The 17,296-nt window shown below is 56.5% G+C and carries 16 protein-coding genes; 4 read left to right on the top strand and 12 right to left on the bottom strand.

Annotated elements, in window-relative coordinates; translation table 11 throughout:
- The gene (locus G6N80_RS18265) at nucleotides 1-432 is read left to right on the top strand and encodes a plastocyanin/azurin family copper-binding protein (protein WP_062554418.1); all 432 of its coding nucleotides are present in this window, start codon (nucleotides 1-3) and stop codon (nucleotides 430-432) included.
- A 246-nt stretch (nucleotides 433-678) separates the two neighbouring features.
- On the top strand, nucleotides 679-1,002 hold the full coding sequence (locus G6N80_RS18260) for a flagellar basal body rod protein FlgC (RefSeq protein WP_165137170.1): 324 nt from the start codon (nucleotides 679-681) through the stop codon (nucleotides 1,000-1,002).
- 77 nt (nucleotides 1,003-1,079) lie between these two features.
- On the opposite strand, the gene G6N80_RS18255 is transcribed toward G6N80_RS18260, so the two are convergent.
- From G6N80_RS18255 to G6N80_RS18240, 4 genes are all read right to left on the bottom strand, one after another.
- Nucleotides 1,080-1,904: a ferredoxin--NADP reductase gene (locus tag G6N80_RS18255; protein WP_062554416.1), complete on the bottom strand. Its 825-nt coding sequence runs from the start codon at nucleotides 1,902-1,904 to the stop codon at nucleotides 1,080-1,082.
- Nucleotides 1,905-2,032: 128 nt separating this feature from the next.
- Nucleotides 2,033-2,536, bottom strand: a complete 504-nt coding sequence (locus G6N80_RS18250) for a DUF934 domain-containing protein (protein WP_062554415.1) — start codon at nucleotides 2,534-2,536, stop codon at nucleotides 2,033-2,035.
- A gap of 15 nt (nucleotides 2,537-2,551) precedes the next feature.
- Nucleotides 2,552-4,222: a nitrite/sulfite reductase gene (locus tag G6N80_RS18245; protein ID WP_165135884.1), complete on the bottom strand. Its 1,671-nt coding sequence runs from the start codon at nucleotides 4,220-4,222 to the stop codon at nucleotides 2,552-2,554.
- An 8-nt stretch (nucleotides 4,223-4,230) separates the two neighbouring features.
- On the bottom strand, nucleotides 4,231-4,545 hold the full coding sequence (locus G6N80_RS18240; RefSeq protein ID WP_062554413.1) for a DUF2849 domain-containing protein: 315 nt from the start codon (nucleotides 4,543-4,545) through the stop codon (nucleotides 4,231-4,233).
- 268 nt (nucleotides 4,546-4,813) lie between these two features.
- On the opposite strand from G6N80_RS18240, the gene G6N80_RS18235 reads away from it, so the two are divergent.
- A complete protein-coding gene (locus G6N80_RS18235) occupies nucleotides 4,814-5,401 on the top strand; it encodes a deaminase (protein ID WP_165135881.1) in 588 nt (195 codons plus the stop codon).
- An 18-nt stretch (nucleotides 5,402-5,419) separates the two neighbouring features.
- Nucleotides 5,420-6,259 (top strand): nucleoside triphosphate pyrophosphohydrolase, encoded by an 840-nt coding sequence (mazG, locus tag G6N80_RS18230; protein ID WP_165135878.1) that lies wholly within the window; start codon nucleotides 5,420-5,422, stop codon nucleotides 6,257-6,259.
- Nucleotides 6,260-6,267: 8 nt separating this feature from the next.
- Here the strand turns inward: mazG and hflX are convergent, their stop codons facing one another.
- The 8 genes from hflX to dusB all read right to left on the bottom strand — a co-directional run bounded on the left by hflX (nucleotide 6,268) and on the right by dusB (nucleotide 17,209).
- Nucleotides 6,268-7,608, bottom strand: a complete 1,341-nt coding sequence (gene hflX / locus G6N80_RS18225) for a GTPase HflX (protein ID WP_165135875.1) — start codon at nucleotides 7,606-7,608, stop codon at nucleotides 6,268-6,270.
- 238 nt (nucleotides 7,609-7,846) lie between these two features.
- On the bottom strand, nucleotides 7,847-8,089 hold the full coding sequence (gene hfq, locus G6N80_RS18220) for an RNA chaperone Hfq (protein WP_062554409.1): 243 nt from the start codon (nucleotides 8,087-8,089) through the stop codon (nucleotides 7,847-7,849).
- A 330-nt stretch (nucleotides 8,090-8,419) separates the two neighbouring features.
- On the bottom strand, nucleotides 8,420-9,796 hold the full coding sequence (gene trkA, locus G6N80_RS18215) for a Trk system potassium transporter TrkA (RefSeq protein ID WP_062554408.1): 1,377 nt from the start codon (nucleotides 9,794-9,796) through the stop codon (nucleotides 8,420-8,422).
- 36 nt (nucleotides 9,797-9,832) lie between these two features.
- Nucleotides 9,833-11,197: a nitrogen assimilation response regulator NtrX gene (gene ntrX / locus G6N80_RS18210; RefSeq protein WP_062554407.1), complete on the bottom strand. Its 1,365-nt coding sequence runs from the start codon at nucleotides 11,195-11,197 to the stop codon at nucleotides 9,833-9,835.
- On the bottom strand, nucleotides 11,187-13,457 hold the full coding sequence (locus tag G6N80_RS18205) for a sensor histidine kinase NtrY-like (RefSeq protein ID WP_062554406.1): 2,271 nt from the start codon (nucleotides 13,455-13,457) through the stop codon (nucleotides 11,187-11,189). The genes ntrX and G6N80_RS18205 overlap by 11 nt, the downstream gene beginning before the upstream one ends.
- Nucleotides 13,458-13,629: 172 nt before the next feature.
- The gene (ntrC, locus tag G6N80_RS18200; RefSeq protein ID WP_062554792.1) at nucleotides 13,630-15,081 is read right to left on the bottom strand and encodes a nitrogen regulation protein NR(I); all 1,452 of its coding nucleotides are present in this window, start codon (nucleotides 15,079-15,081) and stop codon (nucleotides 13,630-13,632) included.
- A gap of 32 nt (nucleotides 15,082-15,113) precedes the next feature.
- Nucleotides 15,114-16,214 (bottom strand): two-component system sensor histidine kinase NtrB, encoded by a 1,101-nt coding sequence (locus G6N80_RS18195; RefSeq protein ID WP_062554405.1) that lies wholly within the window; start codon nucleotides 16,212-16,214, stop codon nucleotides 15,114-15,116.
- Nucleotides 16,211-17,209 carry a tRNA dihydrouridine synthase DusB gene (gene dusB / locus G6N80_RS18190; RefSeq protein ID WP_165135872.1) on the bottom strand — a complete coding sequence of 333 codons (999 nt, stop codon included), beginning with the start codon at nucleotides 17,207-17,209 and terminating at the stop codon, nucleotides 16,211-16,213. Before dusB ends, G6N80_RS18195 begins: the two co-directional genes overlap by 4 nt.
- Between the last annotated feature and the right edge of the window lie 87 nt (nucleotides 17,210-17,296).

Below are 17,296 nucleotides of genomic sequence, written 5' to 3'. Positions count from 1 at the left end.
ATGTCCAGACTTACAACACTATCGCTTCTGGTTGCTGGCGGCTTGCTGGCATCGGCACCCGCATTCGCAGCCGGTTCGACTGTCATGGTCATGACCAATGGCGAAGGCGGTCAACCGATGACATTGTCTCTTGATAAAGCCAGCGTCCCGGCGGGTGACGTGACGTTCAAGGTTCACAATAGCGCCATGACGGAAGAGCATGAAATGGTGCTCGTCAAGCTGAAGAGTGCCAATGATCAAATTCCCTATAATGCGGCGAAACATAGGGTCGATGAATCGAAGCTCAAAAGTCTGGGTGAAGTTTCCGATCTGAAGCCCGGCAAAGATGGTCAGCTCAAGGTCAAACTCGCTGCAGGCAACTATCTCCTGCTCTGCAATATCAAGGGCCATTTCGAAGCAGGCATGAAGGCGAATTTTACCGTGACGCCCTGATGTTCGCCCTATCAGATTTGTGAATGACGGCTCCGTAGACACGTACGGAGCCGCTTTGCTGTAAAGCTGTACTTAATTTGGGCGGGTTATTGCCAAGTCGTAAATTGTCCCGCTGAAGTTATTCATCTGTCCATACATCACGTGACTGAGTTTACATCTCATCAATCCTACCGACGTATCATCAGCGACAACGATCTATTCGTTGGGTATGGTCATCGTCAGGCATAATTGCCTGGAGAGGTGAAAATGAGCTTGAGCGGTGTTACGAATTCGGCCCTGTCTGGCATGCAGGCACAGGTTACGCGGCTTTCTGCCACTGCCAACAACATTGCAAATGTTGACTCATCGAACTACAGCCGCCTCTCCACCCAATTCAGCACGACCCCTGATGGTGGCGTACGAGCAGATCTATCTCAATCTCAACAGCCGGGCGCTGACGGAGAAGGAGTAGACATCGGGCAGGAAATGCTTGAGCTCACAGAAGCATCGCTGTTTTTCAAAGCCAACGCCGCCGTTTTTGAAACAGGCGCGGATCTGTGGCAGCTATTGGCGACAATCAAGCGCGACTGACATTACATTGTCTCCCAAGACAAAAAAGGCTCTGGATCGATCGATCCAGAGCCTTTTTCGTAAAGTATATCTATAGATCAGCCGACAAATGCGCGTTCGATGACAAACTCGGCAGGCTTATTGTTTGCGCCTTCCGTCAGTCCCGCCTTTTCAAGCAATTCCTTAGTGTCCTTGAGCATGGCCGTCGATCCGCAAATCATACCGCGATCAACAGCTGGATCGAGCGGCGGAACGCCTAGATCGGTAAACAGTTTGCCGTTTGCGATCAGATCGGTAATGCGCCCCTGGAACGCGTAATCTTCACGTGTCACCGTCGGATAATGCTTGAGCTTGTCGCCGACAACCTCAGCCAGAAACTCGTGATTGCGGATTTCTTCCATCAGGTCGAAACCGTATTTAAGCTCCGCAATCTCCCGGCACGTATGCGTGAGAATGACTTCGTCAAACTTTTCATAGGTTTCGGGATCGCGAATGAGGCTCGCAAACGGAGCGATGCCCGTACCGGTCGAGAACATGTAAAGGCGCTTGCCCGGCGTCAGCGCGTCGAGCACCAGAGTGCCAGTCGGCTTCTTTCGCATGAGAACCGTGTCGCCTGGCTTGATCTTCTGAAGATGCTGCGTCAGCGGACCGTCCTGCACCTTGATGGAGAAGAACTCCAGTTCTTCGTCCCAGGCCGGGCTGGCGATGGAGTAAGCACGATAGATCGGCTTCTCGCCAACCATCAGGCCGATCATTGCAAACTCGCCTGACCGGAAGCGGAAGCCCGCAGGGCGCGTCATGCGGAAACGAAACAAATGATCCGTGTAATGTTCGACAGCCAGAACGGTTTCCGCATAAACTCCATCCGGAATATTGGCGGGTGCCTTGGCGGCGAATTCTTCAGTCTTGGCGGAAACGTTCATTCGTGCGTCTCGTTCTATCCAGCTTCGTGTGCGCTAGCGACATATACCATGAACACACTGTTTTGAAGGCATCCGCGTTTATATGTCGCGGATGCTTGGAAAAATTCGCCTCTTGCACTCAGCTTTAATCAGGCCGAGCGACGGCGCCAGCTATAGGCTTCGCCGCCTGTTGCTGCACGAGCCGTGGGCTGGTAGTGAACAGCAATGCCCGGCAGCCGGTTTTCGGAAAGACGACGCAACGCGGTCTCATTGGTGACCGCGAAACTGTCGAAGCCGCACCGTAGCATGAGCGGAACCTGGTCGATCAAGACATCGCCCACCGCACGCAATTCATTGGCGTAGCCGAGCCTCTCGCGAAGCAGAGAGGCGTGGCTGAAGCCACGACCATCGTTGAACGCGGGAAAGGCGACAGCGATCAGCGCCAGTCGGTAGAGATAGGGCTCCAACCTTGATACGTCATCGGCGGGCTTGACCAGTACGCCAAAGCCAACGTCGTTGGAGTTATCGGCGCGCTCGATCAACTCATCAATGGTGAGGAGAGCCGTCTGCCCCTCGCCTGCCTTGACCTCATCCGTTTCGATGATCCAGGGATCAGCGTCCACGAAACCGTTTTCTGTCCAGATACGTGTCATGTTCAATCCCTAAACCTATGCTGCCTGTGCAGCTTCGCCGTAAAGCGCATCCTTGAAAGGCTGCGGGCCGACACGACGATAGGCCTGAAGGAAGGTTTCCTCCTTGGACAATCGAAGGCCAAGATAGGTATCCACGATCTTCTCGACGGCATCGGTCACTTTTTCCGGCTCAAAACCGCGCCCGATGATCTCACCGATCGAAGTATGCTCGTCCGCCGAACCACCGAGCGTGATTTGATAGAGTTCAGCACCCTTCTTCTCAACGCCGAGCAAGCCGATATGACCAACATGGTGATGCCCGCAGGCGTTGATGCATCCCGAGATCTTGATCTTTAACTCACCGATTTCTGCCTGACGCTCGGCGGAGCCGAAACGCTGCGAAATTGCCTGCGCAACCGGAATGGACCGCGCATTCGCAAGCGCGCAGTAATCAAGACCGGGACAGACGATCATATCGGTGATCAGCCCGGCATTAGCTGTTGCAAGCCCTTGCGCTACCAGCGCCCTATAGACGGCTTCGAGATCGGCAAGCGCCACATGCGGCAGAACGATATTCTGCTCGTGCGTGATCCGGATTTCATCCAGCGCATACTGCTCTGCGATGTCCGCGACGGCGTCCATCTGCACATCGGTCGCATCACCTGGCACGCCACCGATCGGCTTGAGTGAAATCGTCACCATGCCGTAGTCGGGATGCTTGTGAGGCTGAACGTTCTGGTGCACCCACTGCGCGAAACCGGCATCTGCCTTCTTCGCACCCGCCAGCTGCGCCCAGCCTTCAGGACGCGCAACCAGCGCAGGCGGTGCAAAATAGGTGCTGATCGCCTGGATGTCTGCCTCAGGAAGCTTCAGTTCGGCACCCTGCAAATGGGCAAACTCGGCTTCTACCTGACGAGTGAGTTCTTCCGTTCCTGTCTCGTGCACAAGGATCTTGATGCGCGCCTTGTACTTGTTGTCACGGCGACCATGCAGATTGTACACGCGCAAGATCGCAGTCGTATAGGACAGCAGATCCTGCTCCGGCAGGAAGTCACGGATCTTCTTTGCGATCATCGGGGTGCGGCCCTGGCCACCACCGACGTAAACGGCAAAGCCGATCTCACCCTTGTCGTTCTTTTTCAGATGCAGACCAATGTCGTGAACCTGAATGGCAGCACGGTCGCGTTCAGCGCCGGTCACTGCAATCTTGAACTTGCGCGGCAGGAAGGAAAACTCGGGATGCACCGAAGACCACTGACGCAGGATCTCGGCGTATGGACGTGGATCCGCTACCTCGTCCGCAGCAGCACCGGCGAAATGATCAGCGGTTACATTGCGAATGCAGTTGCCAGAGGTTTGTAGCGCATGCATCTCGACGGACGCGAGTTCCGACAGGATATCCGGCGTATCGGAAAGTTTCGGCCAGTTGTACTGGATGTTCTGGCGCGTGGTGAAATGGCCATAGCCACGGTCGTACTTGCGCGCGATGTGCGCAAGCATCCGCATCTGCCGGGAATTCAGCGTGCCATAGGGGATCGCAACACGTAGCATGTAGGCATGAAGCTGCAGGTAGACGCCATTCATCAGACGCAGCGGCTTGAATGCATCCTCTGCGAGCTCGCCCGAGAGGCGGCGCGCGACCTGATCACGAAACTGCTCCACGCGACTGGAAACGAAAGCGTGGTCAAACTCATCATAACGATACATCGAATTCCTCAGGCAGCAATGAATGCCGGATCAGCGGGCTTGTAACCGGGGGCATAATCCATCGTCGGACCAGCGGCGCGAATACGCTCACGCAGGCGCAGAGGACGGATAAGGCCATTGACCTCTTCCACGTCCACCACGTTGACGTCAACGACAAGATTTGCAGAAAAGTCGCGCTTGCCAATTTCCTCCAATGCCGTGACGGCCTCAGTGTGCCGCGCCACCAAGGCGCTCTGCAATGCCTCGTTCCACGCTCCACTGGCGTCAAGCCATACGGCAATGCCGTCGGTCAGACGATTCGCGGTCAACACCTTGTCTGCCATCACTGGGTCCTGTCGTTCCTGTGCGCTCGCACAATGATGAGTTATTGCACTTAATATCGCAGTTTCATGAAAAATCGAGAAGCAACAGCAATCCGTGGAGACCGGACTTCTGATATTTTCATTCTGAATGTGTGGCAAATCACAGAAAATCAGCCTGATACGCCGTCGAGGCGACGCTGCGTGGTAGGCGGTCAAAAGGGAATCGGTGTTTTCAAGCTCTCCACACCTGTCGTATGGTGGAGCAATATCAGAAAAAGGACATGAGCGCGTGACTCCGAAAACAATCGCTACCCGACTGCTGGATGTTATCGACAATGACATCCTCCCGCTCACCGAGCGCGGAGTGGCCCTCGGCAACAAGGTGTTTGGTGCCGCCATCCTCCGCAAGGCGGATCTCTCACTGGTTCTTGCAGAAACCAACAACGAACTCGAAAATCCCCTCTGGCACGGCGAAGTGCATACGCTGAAGCGTTTCTATGAAATGGCGGAGCGGCCGGACCCACGCGAACTCATTTTCCTGTCCACCCATGAACCCTGCACCATGTGCATGTCGGCAATCACCTGGGCAGGTTTCGATAACTTCTATTTCTTTTTCAGCCACGAAGACTCGCGTGACGCCTTTGCCATCCCCCACGATCTGAAGATCCTGAAGGAAGTGTTCGGCCTGGAACCCGGCGGTTACAAGCGGCAGAACGCATTCTGGAAATCCTTCGCGATCAGCGAAATGGCCGATAGCGAGGAGGAAAAGCTTCGTGCCGAACTTCATGAGCGTATCGATACCATCAAAGCCCGGTATGATGCACTCTCGGAAAGCTATCAGCAAAGCAAGTCCGACAACGGCATTCCCCTGAACTGATAGAATAAGGCTTTAGCAATGCAGCCCTCCAAGGATATCTCCGATCTCCTGAAACTTATGGCATCTCTGCGTGATCCTCAGACGGGATGCCCGTGGGATATCAAACAGGATTTCCAGACCATAAAGCCCTACACGATCGAAGAAGCCTACGAAGTGGCGGACGCGATTGAGCGTGCTGATCTGGAAGATCTGAAGGATGAATTGGGAGATCTGCTGTTTCAGGTCGTGTTTCATGCACAGATGGCGGAAGAAGCAGGCGCATTCAGCTTTGCCGATGTCGTTGAAGCGATTACGACGAAGATGATCAGGCGGCATCCACACGTCTTCGCACGTTCGGATGTCAATACGCCAGAAGCGGTCAAACTCCAGTGGGATCAGATCAAGGCCGCCGAAAAGAAAGATCGCGCCGAGCGACGTGCAAAGCGCGGATTGGTTGACGATGAGACTGTCGGCCTCCTGGGTTCCGTATCTCGTCATCAACCTGCTCTTGTCGAGGCACTGAAGCTGCAGGAACGCGCGGCAACTGTTGGCTTCGACTGGTCGGAAGCAGAACCAATTCTCGACAAGATCGAAGAAGAGATCGCAGAATTGCGAGAGGCTCTGCGAGAGGGGCAATCGGTAAAGATAAAAGACGAACTCGGGGACCTGATATTCGCCGTTGTGAACATCGGGCGTCACGTAAAAGCCGATCCCGAGCAGGCTTTACGTGGTACCAATGCAAAATTTAGAAACCGATTCAGATATATAGAAACGGAACTTAAGAAATTGGGGAAGGCTCCTGCGGAATCCTCGCTTGAGGAAATGGAGGCCTTCTGGCAGGCTGCCAAGGGCGTTAATCCTAGAGAGGCAGCAGAATAGGGAGCGGCTTACCGCTCCCAATCTTCCTTTTCAGCCACCGGAAAAACGCCTAGCTTCCGTTCAAGGGCGTTCGCCTGTTGCTCGGAAAGTCTCAGATCGAAAGCGACAGAACCATCTTCCCGATCCTCTCGCTGGTCGACCATGGCATTTTCATAGATCCACGAAATCAGCGACAGCTTTTCCGGCGGAAGCACGACGGTCGTCTCTGTCACGACACCCGCCAGGCGGCGTGAAATCTCGTCCATCAAACGATCGACGCCCTCACCGGAGATTGCCGAGACGGCCATGACGTTTTCACGGCCAAGAGCGCGTTCAGCAACGGCCTCGTGCGCCTCGGGCTCCAGACGGTCAATCTTGTTCCAGACCTCGATAATGCGCTCGCCGCGCTCCTTCTCGTCTATGCCAAGATCATCGAGAATACGCAGGACATCGGCCGACTGGGCCCCGTTATCAGGATCGGACATATCGCGGACGTGGAGAATGAGATCTGCCTCCAGCACTTCTTCCAGCGTCGCGCGGAAAGCGGCGACCAGATGGGTAGGAAGGTCCGAAATGAAGCCGACCGTATCGGAGAGGATGACAGTTCGGCCATGCGGCAACTTCATGCGACGAAGCGTCGGATCAAGCGTGGCGAACAACATGTTTTCTGCCAGCACGCCTGCTCCCGTGATCCGGTTGAAGAGTGTTGATTTTCCGGCATTCGTGTAGCCCACGAGCGCGACGATCGGATGAGGAACCTTGCGGCGCTTGGCCCTATGCAGCTGCCGGGTGCGCACAACCTGCTCGAGTTCGCGCTCCAGCTTGAGGATGCGCTCCTGCAGCAGTCGACGGTCAGCTTCGATCTGGGTTTCACCCGGACCACCCATGAAGCCCGCACCACCGCGCTGACGCTCAAGGTGCGTCCAGCTTCGCACGAGGCGACCCTTCTGATAGTTGAGATGCGCAAGATCGACCTGGAGCGTCCCCTCCTTCGTGGAGGCTCGTCGCCCGAAAATCTCGAGAATGAGACCCGTGCGATCAATCACCTTCGCCTGCCATTCCTTTTCGAGATTGCGCTGTTGCACCGGCGTCAACGGATGGTCGACGATCACCAGACCACAGTCATTCTCGTCCAGCAGAGCCTTGATCTCCTCGATCTTGCCGGTCCCAATCAGTGTCGCGGGCTTCGGCTGACTGACCGGTATGATCAGTCCACGAGCAATCGTCAGGTCAATGGCACGAGCCAGACCCATCGCTTCTTCCAGTCTTGCTTCATCGGATCGGCGCGGCGCAGGTGTCGCCGTGTCAGACGGGCCGGAAGCGGCAGATCGCGCCTGTTTCAAAACCGGAACGAGCACCAGCGCGCGCATATCATCGCGGCGTTTCTCGGCGTCGGGAATCAGGGATTCATGTGAGGTATCGCGAGTGACTATCGCAGTCTTCCTTCAATTCTAGCCAATTAAGCCGTTTGGGGAAACAACCAGTTCGCTAAGACATGCGAAAACCGCCGAAAGGTGTCGGCGGTCTGAGGTTCCCTGCAAGTGACGGCTTTCCTGAGTGATAGATGGGGCAACCGGTGTTGGTATTCAATGGCTGCCCTGATCGAGATCAACCAGCGCTTTCTTCAGTTTCGAACATCTGCATCGGCTGTCCAGGCATGATTGTAGAGATCGCATGCTTATAGACCAGCTGCGAATGACCATCACGCCGCAACAACACGCAGAAATTGTCGAAGGATGTTACAACACCCGTCAGCTTGACGCCATTGATGAGGAAAATAGTAAGTGAAATCTTCTGCTTGCGAACAGTGTTGAGAAACAAGTCTTGAAGATTTTGAGAACGTTCCGCCATAGCGCCGCTTCTTTCTTTTTTGCCAGCCATGCGGCCGGGATATGATCACGCTCGGAAAATTCGGTAGAGCACCCTCTCCTGCCTCCACCGTCCGTGCAATTGGTTATCAAATCGCCGTGTTTTGCGCAATGACCAATCGCATATGCGAAGAACCGGCCCTTGTTGAGAACAATGCTTGTAAAAGCAGTTACTTATCGAGAAATCTCGCTTTTTGCGAAGCTCAATAGGCCGTCCATACGACGCCTAATGAATATCATGCTATCGAACTATCCACAGCTCTTGGCAGCGCCAACCTGCATAGGCCAGCTGGAATTCTCGCAGGGTCATTCTCTAGAAATATTGGATAGACACCCGGAATAGCTGCTCCACATTGCGCACGGCCTTTCGAGTAGCCAGCAGAACAACCCTGTCCTTTGCCTTGATCCGCGTTTCACCACCAGGTTTCAGAACCTTTCCGTCGCGCAGCATGGCACCAATTCGTATTCCTTCCGGCAGATCGAGATCACGAAGACAGGACCCAACCAGCGGTGAAGTTTCCAGAGCCTCGGCTTCGATCACCTCTGCGGCGCCATTCTGAACGGCGTAGACGGATCGAATTCGCCCCTTGCGAACGTGCTGAAGGACACGGGAAATGGTAACAGCGCGCGGATTGATAACGGAGTCGATGTTCAATGAATCACTCACCTCGCTCAGCGAGGTGGAATTGACAAGAACGAGGTTGGATCGGCATCCCAGCGCCTTGGCCATGACCGCACTGAGAATATTGACCTGGTCATTGTTGGTCAGCGTGATCATCAGGTCGGCATCCTGAATATCAGCCTGCTGCAGAAGGCTCTGCTCCAGAGACGAGCCCTGCAGAACGACGGCGTTCTTCAGCTCTTCTGCAATGAGTGTGGCGCGCGCCCGATCTGTTTCGATGATCTTGACCCGGCTTCTTGGCTGCATCTGCTCGATACGCTGTGCAACATAGAGCCCGATATTGCCACCGCCGGCGATCACGATCCGCTTCGCTTCCTGCTCTTCATGGCCGAACAGACCAAGCGTGCGCCGTGTATGCTCGCGCTGGCAGATCACATAGGCCAGATCCCCAACGTGAAGCTGATCACCCGATCGGGGAATGAAAAGCTTCCCGTCCCGCAAAACTCCCACGACGGTAGCAATCAGATCCGGAAACAGTTGGCTCAATTGCTCAAGCGGCGTGTCCACCACCGGGCAATCTTCCATGCATTCAATGGCAACCATCGCGATGGCGTCGTCAGCAAAGCGGGCAACGTCCACAGCACCGGGAAACGATATACGTCGCAGAACCATCTTGCCGACTTCGATTTCTGGAGAAATCGTCACGTCGATCGACATGTTCCGGCTGCTGAAGAGATCGGCATATTCCGGCAGCAGATAGCTTTGCGAGCGAATACGGGCGATCTTGGTCGGGACACTGAAAAGCGCATGAGCGACCTCGCAGGCCACGATGTTGACCTCATCGTACAACGTCACGGCGATGATCATATCCGCCTGCTCGGCGCCTGCCTTGGCGAGCACGTCCGGATGCGCGCCGTGACCGACATAGCCGCGCACATCAAGCGTTTCGGTGATGGCGTTGATCAACGCCGCCGAAGTATCGATCACCGATACATCGTTTTCTTCTTGCGAAAGACGCTCGGCGATTCCGTAACCCACCTGCCCGGCACCACAAATGATGACCTTCATCTTGCTCTTTCAACGTAACGGGTGGGTATTCAAAGTTCAGACGCCCAGCGACTTCAGCTTGCGATGAAGTGCTGAACGCTCCATACCAACAAATTCAGCCGTGCGGGAGATGTTGCCACCAAAACGATTGATCTGCGCCACAAGATAATCGCGTTCGAACATTTCGCGAGCCTCGCGGAGCGGCAAGGTCATGATGTGATGATCCCCCTTCGTGGAGATCTTCGGCAGCATGTCGCCAAGATCCGTCGGAAGCATATCCGCCGAGATCGGCGAATCCGGACCGTCGGTTCGCGCAAGTATCATCAGCCGCTCGATGTTGTTACGCAACTGGCGAATATTGCCGGGCCAGTCATGCGCCTGCAGAACAGCCATAGCATCATCGCCGATCTTGCGCGGACGAATGCCCGCCTGCTCCGAGATCTGTCGCATGAACATGTCCACGAGGAAGGGGATGTCTTCGCGACGCTCGGCCAACGCTGGAACCTTGACGGGCACAACGGCAAGGCGATGGTAAAGGTCCTCACGGAAGATGCCTTCCGCGATCAGGTTCTCGAGGTGGTATGCGGTCGACGAAATGATGCGAACATCGACCTTGACGCGTTTGGATCCACCGACGCGTTCGAACTGTTGATCAACCAGCACCCGCAGGATCTTGTTCTGCGTTTCGCGCGGCATCTCGCCAACCTCATCAAGGTACAAGATACCGCGATGCGCTTCTTCGAGTGCGCCGATCTTGCGTGGCTGCCCCGGCCCGCCTTCCGTACCGAACAGCGCGATCTCCATACGATCCGGCGTAATGGTTGCCGCGTTCAAGGCGACGAAGGGACCGCCCGCACGGGACGACCGCTTGTGGATCATCCGCGCAACCAGTTCCTTGCCGGAACCGGAGGGGCCAAGAATCATAATGCGGCTATTGGTCGGCGCAATCTTTTCGATCGTCTGGCGAAGCTGCGATATGGCGACCGAGGTCCCCACGAGTTCCGAAGAATCGCCCGCCCGTTTCTTAAGCTCGGTGACCTCGCGCTTCAGCTTGGAATTCTCAAGCGCACGTTCGGCGATCAGGATCAGGCGATCAGCCTTGAACGGCTTCTCGATGAAATCGAAAGCGCCGCGCTTGATGGCGGATACGGCAGTCTCGATGTTGCCATGACCTGAGATCATCACGACCGGAACCTCAGGGTGCCGGACCTTGATCTCATCCAGCAGAGCCAGCCCATCAAGCTTGCTTCCCTGCATCCAGATATCCAGGAAAATCAGGCGCGGCACACGATCGGAGATCGCCGCGAGGGCGCTATCGCTGTCATGCGCCATCCGCGTTTCGTGTCCTTCATCGGACAGAATACCCGCAACGATTTCCCGAATGTCTGCTTCATCATCCACGACGAGGATATCAGACGCCATAAGCTGCTTCCTTGTTCATATCTGTTTGAGACGCGGCAGCACTCTGAACATGCGGCAGGATCACACGGATCATGGCACCCTTGCCCTGATCGAAATCCGCCGGTGCGTCGTGCAGTTCCAATTGGCCGCCGTGCTCCTCAATGATCTTCTTCACGATGGCGAGTCCGAGCCCGGTGCCCTTTTCCCGCATCGTCATGTAAGGCTCGAGAATGCGGTGCCGGTTTTCAACCGGTAGACCGTTTCCATTGTCGATGATGTCCACCCGGAACTGGTCCTTCGCCGCATCGAACATTGACCGAACCAGAACCTTCCGGCCATCGCGCTCGGCGTCACTGGGGACCGCCTCTATGGCCTCAACCGCATTTTTGATCAGATTGCCGAAGGCCTGACCCAGCATGCGCGAGTCAAACAGGCCCTCCAAGCGCTCGTCTCCCAGTTCGCGGAAAAACGTTACATGGCTGGCGCCCATTTCGCGCAGGAAAATTGCATCCCGGAGGATATCCCGAAGATCGCCCTTTTCCTTCGTCGGCTTCGGCATTCGGGCGAACGAGGAGAACTCATCCACCATTCGGCCAATGTCACCCACCTGCCGCACGATTGTATCTGTGCACTGGTCGAAGACTGCCCGATCGCTTTCGTCTATCTGCTTGCCGTATCGACGTTTCAACCGTTCTGCTGAAAGCTGGATTGGCGTCAGCGGGTTCTTGATCTCGTGCGCAATACGTCGAGCGACGTCGGCCCAGGCGGTCGACCGCTGCGCAATGACAAGGTCGGTGATGTCGTCCAGCGTGATGACATAGGAGTCAGTGCTGCTGCGCTGCTCTTCGCGCGTGACCTGCACACTCAGAGTGCGTTCCTTGCCACCGCGTACAAGATTCACTTCCTTGCGCAGCTCTCCACGCGCCCTGCCCGCTGCCTCCTTCAGAACCTGATCGATTTCCGGCGCCACGTCTTCAAGTCGCTCGCCAACCAGTTGGTCGGCCTGCATGCCAAGAAAATCTTCGGCAGATGGATTGACGATCGTGATCCGGTGGTCGTTTTCGACACCGATAACAGCGGCCGTGACACCCGAAAGCACAGCCTCGATGAAGCGGCGGCGATCATCCACCTCATCCTTCGCTTCCAGAATTTCATTTCGCTGGCTGCGTATCTGCGAGATCATCTTGTTGAAGGTTCGCGATAGATTGCCGACATCGCCATCCGCAGAGCGCACCGGCACCACGACATTGAAATTGCCCGTCGCGACATTATCCGCGGCACTGATCAGCAAACGGATCGGGCGAACGATACGGTCGGCGACGGCGATGGCAGTCCAGATCGCAGCCAGAAGAACGATGAGCGCGAAGCCAAGATAGAGAACGGCAAAGGCGACCTGCAGGCTCATACGGCCCGCTTCCATGGCTTGATACTCCGCCCGATTATCCTCCATCAACCGCATGGCGCTCATGACCTTGGGGTCGACGGCACGGATGGTGTAGAGAAACGCGCCAGGGATGGCTTCCAGCTTGATGATCGCGCCAACCAAGTTTGTAATGCCAGGCGGAATGAGCGTCGGCTGACCGGCCGCCGAACTGGCCAAGGCATCCTTGGGGATTGCAGGTAGCGGCTTTTCGGTCTGGATATCCGCCTGGGCGATCGCTTCGCCATCTTCACGGACCAGGAATGCACCCAGCATTCCACGACCCCTGGCCTGACGCGTCATCAGGTCAACGAATCCGGTGCGATCCAAATAGAACATCGCACGGTTTCGTTCGAGGTCGTTTGCCATCGATACGGTCTGACCCTGCAGATAGCTCGCATTCTCAAGCATATAGGCGCGTGCAACGTCCAGCGAGGACTGGACGATCGACTGGGTGCGCAAGGAGAACCAGCGATCAAGACCGACATTGAGCGTCAGACTTGCAAAAATCGCGACCAGGACAGCAGGCGTGATCGCCACAATCGAAAACAGTACAACGATACGGACGTGTAGACGCGCTGCGGCGCGGCCGCGCTTGCGCGCTTTGACCAGGCGTGAAACTTCGCGTGCGATCAGATAGATCAGCCCCAGCACGAAAAGCGTGTTGAGAACTGCCGAGGTGATCACGACATTTGACGTCGGTGCAATGGGCGTAGCGCCGAGAAGCACGAGAAGAGTTGCAACGGCGCAGATGAGTGCGCCGCCTGCAAGCAGAAGCCCGGGCAATGCGAAGGATGCACGCCGGTCCTGCACCAGTGCCGCTGGCTCTTCACCCGCGGCCGCTGACAACGCATCTGCCATGCTTAACCCCAATCCCAGTCCCTGCACTCAAACAGCGACCAACGCGCTCATTTCGCAAAAACGACCGCATCCGGGATGCGACTCGATCTCTTCTGCGTTGCTATTGAGCAACGCATTGTGGCGAAAATGCAACGAGCCCTGATCCTATGTCAAGCTCGAAGGGCAAGGACGGCTACACGGTCCGCGAGCTGCGGTAGACCGAAACGCCCAATTCGCGGATCTTCTTCCGCAAAGTGTTGCGGTTGAGCCCAAGCAGATCCGCTGCCTTGATCTGGTTTCCTCTCGTTGCCGTGAGGGCGGCAAGAATGAGCGGATATTCCATTTCTGTCAAAACGCGGTCGTAAAGCCCCGGCGGCGGTAATGCCTCGCCAAAGCTTGCGAAATAGGTCCGCATGTTTTCTTCGACCGCCTGGGCAATCGTCATGTTATCCGGTCGCGCACCCATTTTCTCGATCGGACTGTCAGGAACATCGGATCTGAGCTCCGTATCGATAATCTCGCGCGTAATGACTTCCTGTGGATAGAGCGCCATCAACCGGCGAACAAGGTTCTCCAGTTCGCGAACGTTTCCGGGCCACGCATAGGCTTTCATCAGATCCAGCGCCTCCGTGTCGAATCGCTTGCCATCAAGGCCCTGCTTTTCAGCCTGCTGCATGAAGTGACGAACGAGATCCGGAATGTCTTCAGCGCGGTCCCGCAAGGGCGGCAAGCGCAGCGGCACCACATTAAGGCGATAGTAGAGATCCTCGCGGAACAGTCCCTGATTGATGAGCTGCTTCAGATCCTTGTTGGTTGCGGCCACGATCCGGACATCGGTACGGATCGGAGTCCGGCCACCCACCGTCGTGTACTCCCCCTGCTGAAGAACGCGCAGCAGGCGCGTCTGGGCGTCCATGGGCATGTCGCCGATTTCGTCCAGGAAAAGCGTTCCGCCCTCAGCCTGCTCGAAGCGACCTGTCGAGCGGTTCTGCGCGCCGGTGAACGCACCCTTTTCATGTCCGAAAAGTTCAGACTCGATCAGGTCTCGCGGAATCGCCGCCATGTTGATGGCAACGAAGGGGCCATTGCGCCGCTTGCCGTAATCATGCAGCGCCCGTGCCACCAGTTCCTTGCCAGTGCCGGACTCGCCCGTAATCATCAGCGTCAGATCGGTCTGCATGAGGCGGGCCAGAACGCGGTAGATTTCCTGCATCGCAGCCGAGCGGCCGACCAGCGGCATGCCGTCCTGCATGTCGTCATCCAGCTTGGCCGGCTTGCGCTTCGGCTCGGAAAGCGCCCGCCCGATGATGGCAATAAGTTCGGTCAGGTCGAACGGCTTCGGAAGATAGTCGTAGGCGCCCTTTTCCGATGCCTTGATAGCGGTCATGAATGTGTTCTGCGCGCTCATGACCAGAACGGGCAGATCAGGGCGTGACTTCTTTATGCGCGGAAGCAGATCGAAAGCGTTCTCATCCGGCATGACGACGTCGGTCACGACCAGATCACCCTCGCCTGCTGAAATCCAGCGCCACAGCGTGGCCGCGTTCGAGGTGATACGTACATCGTAACCGGCACGCGTCAGCGCCTGGTTCAATACGGTCCGGATGGCCGCATCGTCATCTGCGACAAGGATGGTAGCAGTCATTTCAAACTTCCTGTCGTGTTCAGCAGCGACCTTCAAGCCTGAAGGTCATCTCCCTTGTGCATGGGCATGAGTACGCGAAAAACCGTCCGGCGCGCCTGGCTGTCGCATTCGACGATGCCGCCGTGGCCGCCGATGATCTTTGCGACCAGCGCAAGGCCGAGGCCCGAGCCGTTGGTTTTCGTGGTAATGAATGGATCGAACAGATGGGGCAGAAGATCACTCGGCACGCCCGGTCCGTTGTCGATGACGCAGAACTCCAGTGGCAGAGAGATCTTTTCCCGCGTACCGGCGACGGAGAGGCGAATGCCGGGCCGATAAGCGGTGGTCAGCATGATCTCGCCATCCTGCTGGTCCCCAATCGCTTCGGCCGCATTCTTGATGAGGTTGAGAAAGACCTGCACCAGTTGATCGCGGTTTGCATAGACCGATGGAAGCGAGGGATCATAGTTTTCGCTGATCTTGATATCGCGCGCGAAGCCGGCCTTCGCCACAGCCTTTACGTGATCGAGTACGGAGTGAATGTTGAGCGGAACCCGGTCTACGGGACGTTCATCCGAAAACACTTCCATCCGATCGACCAGCGAAACGATCCGATCGGTCTCATCACAGATCAATCGGGTCAGCGCACGATCTTCGTCTGCGACCGATGTTTCGAGCAGCTGTGCGGCGCCACGGATGCCCGAAAGCGGGTTTTTGATCTCATGCGCGAGCATGGATGCAAGGCCGGTCACAGACCGTGCCGCTGCCCGGTGGGTCAGCTGACGGTCGATCTTGTCCGCCATGCTTCTCTCCTGAAACACAATGACAACGCAGCCCGGATCCGTCACCACAGGCGCGACATACAGGTCCACCAGCTTTTCCTGGCCAAGACGCGGGGATGAGAGATCGACACGATATTCGTTGACCGGCGCACGACGCTCCCGCACCTGATCGATCAACGCCAGAAGCGGGCTGCCAAAAGGAATGAAGGTCGAGATTTTGTTCTTGGCGAGATGCGTAGCGCTGGCACCGAAAAAAGCTTCGGCCTCCCAGTTTGCGAACGCAATCTGCCCTTCCTGGTCAACCATGATCACCGGGTTCTGAACGGAATTCAAAACCGCCATGGCCAGTTTGTCTGTTGCTTGCGGGCTCATGCGGCCTCCCTACGCGCAGGAACCGCGCCTTTGATCATCATATCTTCCAATACCTTGAGAACCCGCTCGGGATCCCGCTCTGTCATCAGGCTCGCTTTCAGCTCCGCCGGGACGCCGATCGTGTTGCGATCGAGATACCAGCCGACATGTTTGCGGGCATGGCGCAGACCGGCCTCCCGCCCATAGAACGCAAGCATCATTTCGTAGTGTTCGCAGGCAACCGACGCCTTTTCGCGGACATCAGGTTCCCGAGCACCAGCCAGTACGCCTGCATGCCACGGACGACCCTGCGTGCCTCGGCCAGTCATGACAGCATCCGCACCGGATGCTGCAACGATGTTCTGCACGTCGTCTGCTGTCTCGACATCGCCATTGGCCACAAGCGGAATGGATAGAACGTCCCGAACCGCGTGAATGGCGGACCAGTCCGCACGACCTTCGTAAAACTGCATCCGTGTCCGCCCGTGCACGGTAATCATTGCAACCCCGGCGTCCTGCGCTCGCTTTGCGATCAGGGGCGCGTTGAGCGAATTGTCATCCCAGCCCAACCGCATCTTGACTGTGACGGGCACGCGAACAGCACGAACCACAGCTTCCACGAGGCTCAGTGCATGGTCAGGATCCCGCATGAGGGCAGAACCGGAATATCCACCGGTCACCTTCTTTGCAGGACAGCCCATATTGATATCGATGATGTCAGCACCCTCGCCCTCGACAATCCGGGCGGCTTCGGCCATCCAGTGTGCCTCGCGGCCTGCCAGCTGCACCATATGTGGGCGAATGCCGGTACTTTTCAGCCTCTCCCAGGATTCACCCTTGTTATGGACGAGTTCCCGGCTCGCGACCATTTCCGTCACCACCAGCCCTGCGCCATAGCGCCAGGCAAGTTGCCTGTACGGAAGATCCGTCACGCCCGACATCGGAGCAAGCACGATCCGGTTCCGGATCTCGACCGGTCCGATGAAGAATGGCGCTGCAGGATTGAATGGACTCAATTGATGATCTTTCGGGCATCGGAAATTTCTGCCCTATTTTTATTCATTGATTTAGGTTTTGCCAAGAGCGTTTTCGCGAATGCGTCA

Source organism: Rhizobium rhizoryzae (assembly GCF_011046895.1).
Classification (GTDB): Bacteria; Pseudomonadota; Alphaproteobacteria; order Rhizobiales; family Rhizobiaceae; genus Neorhizobium; species Neorhizobium rhizoryzae.
This window is presented reverse-complemented; position numbering and strand designations above follow the sequence as displayed.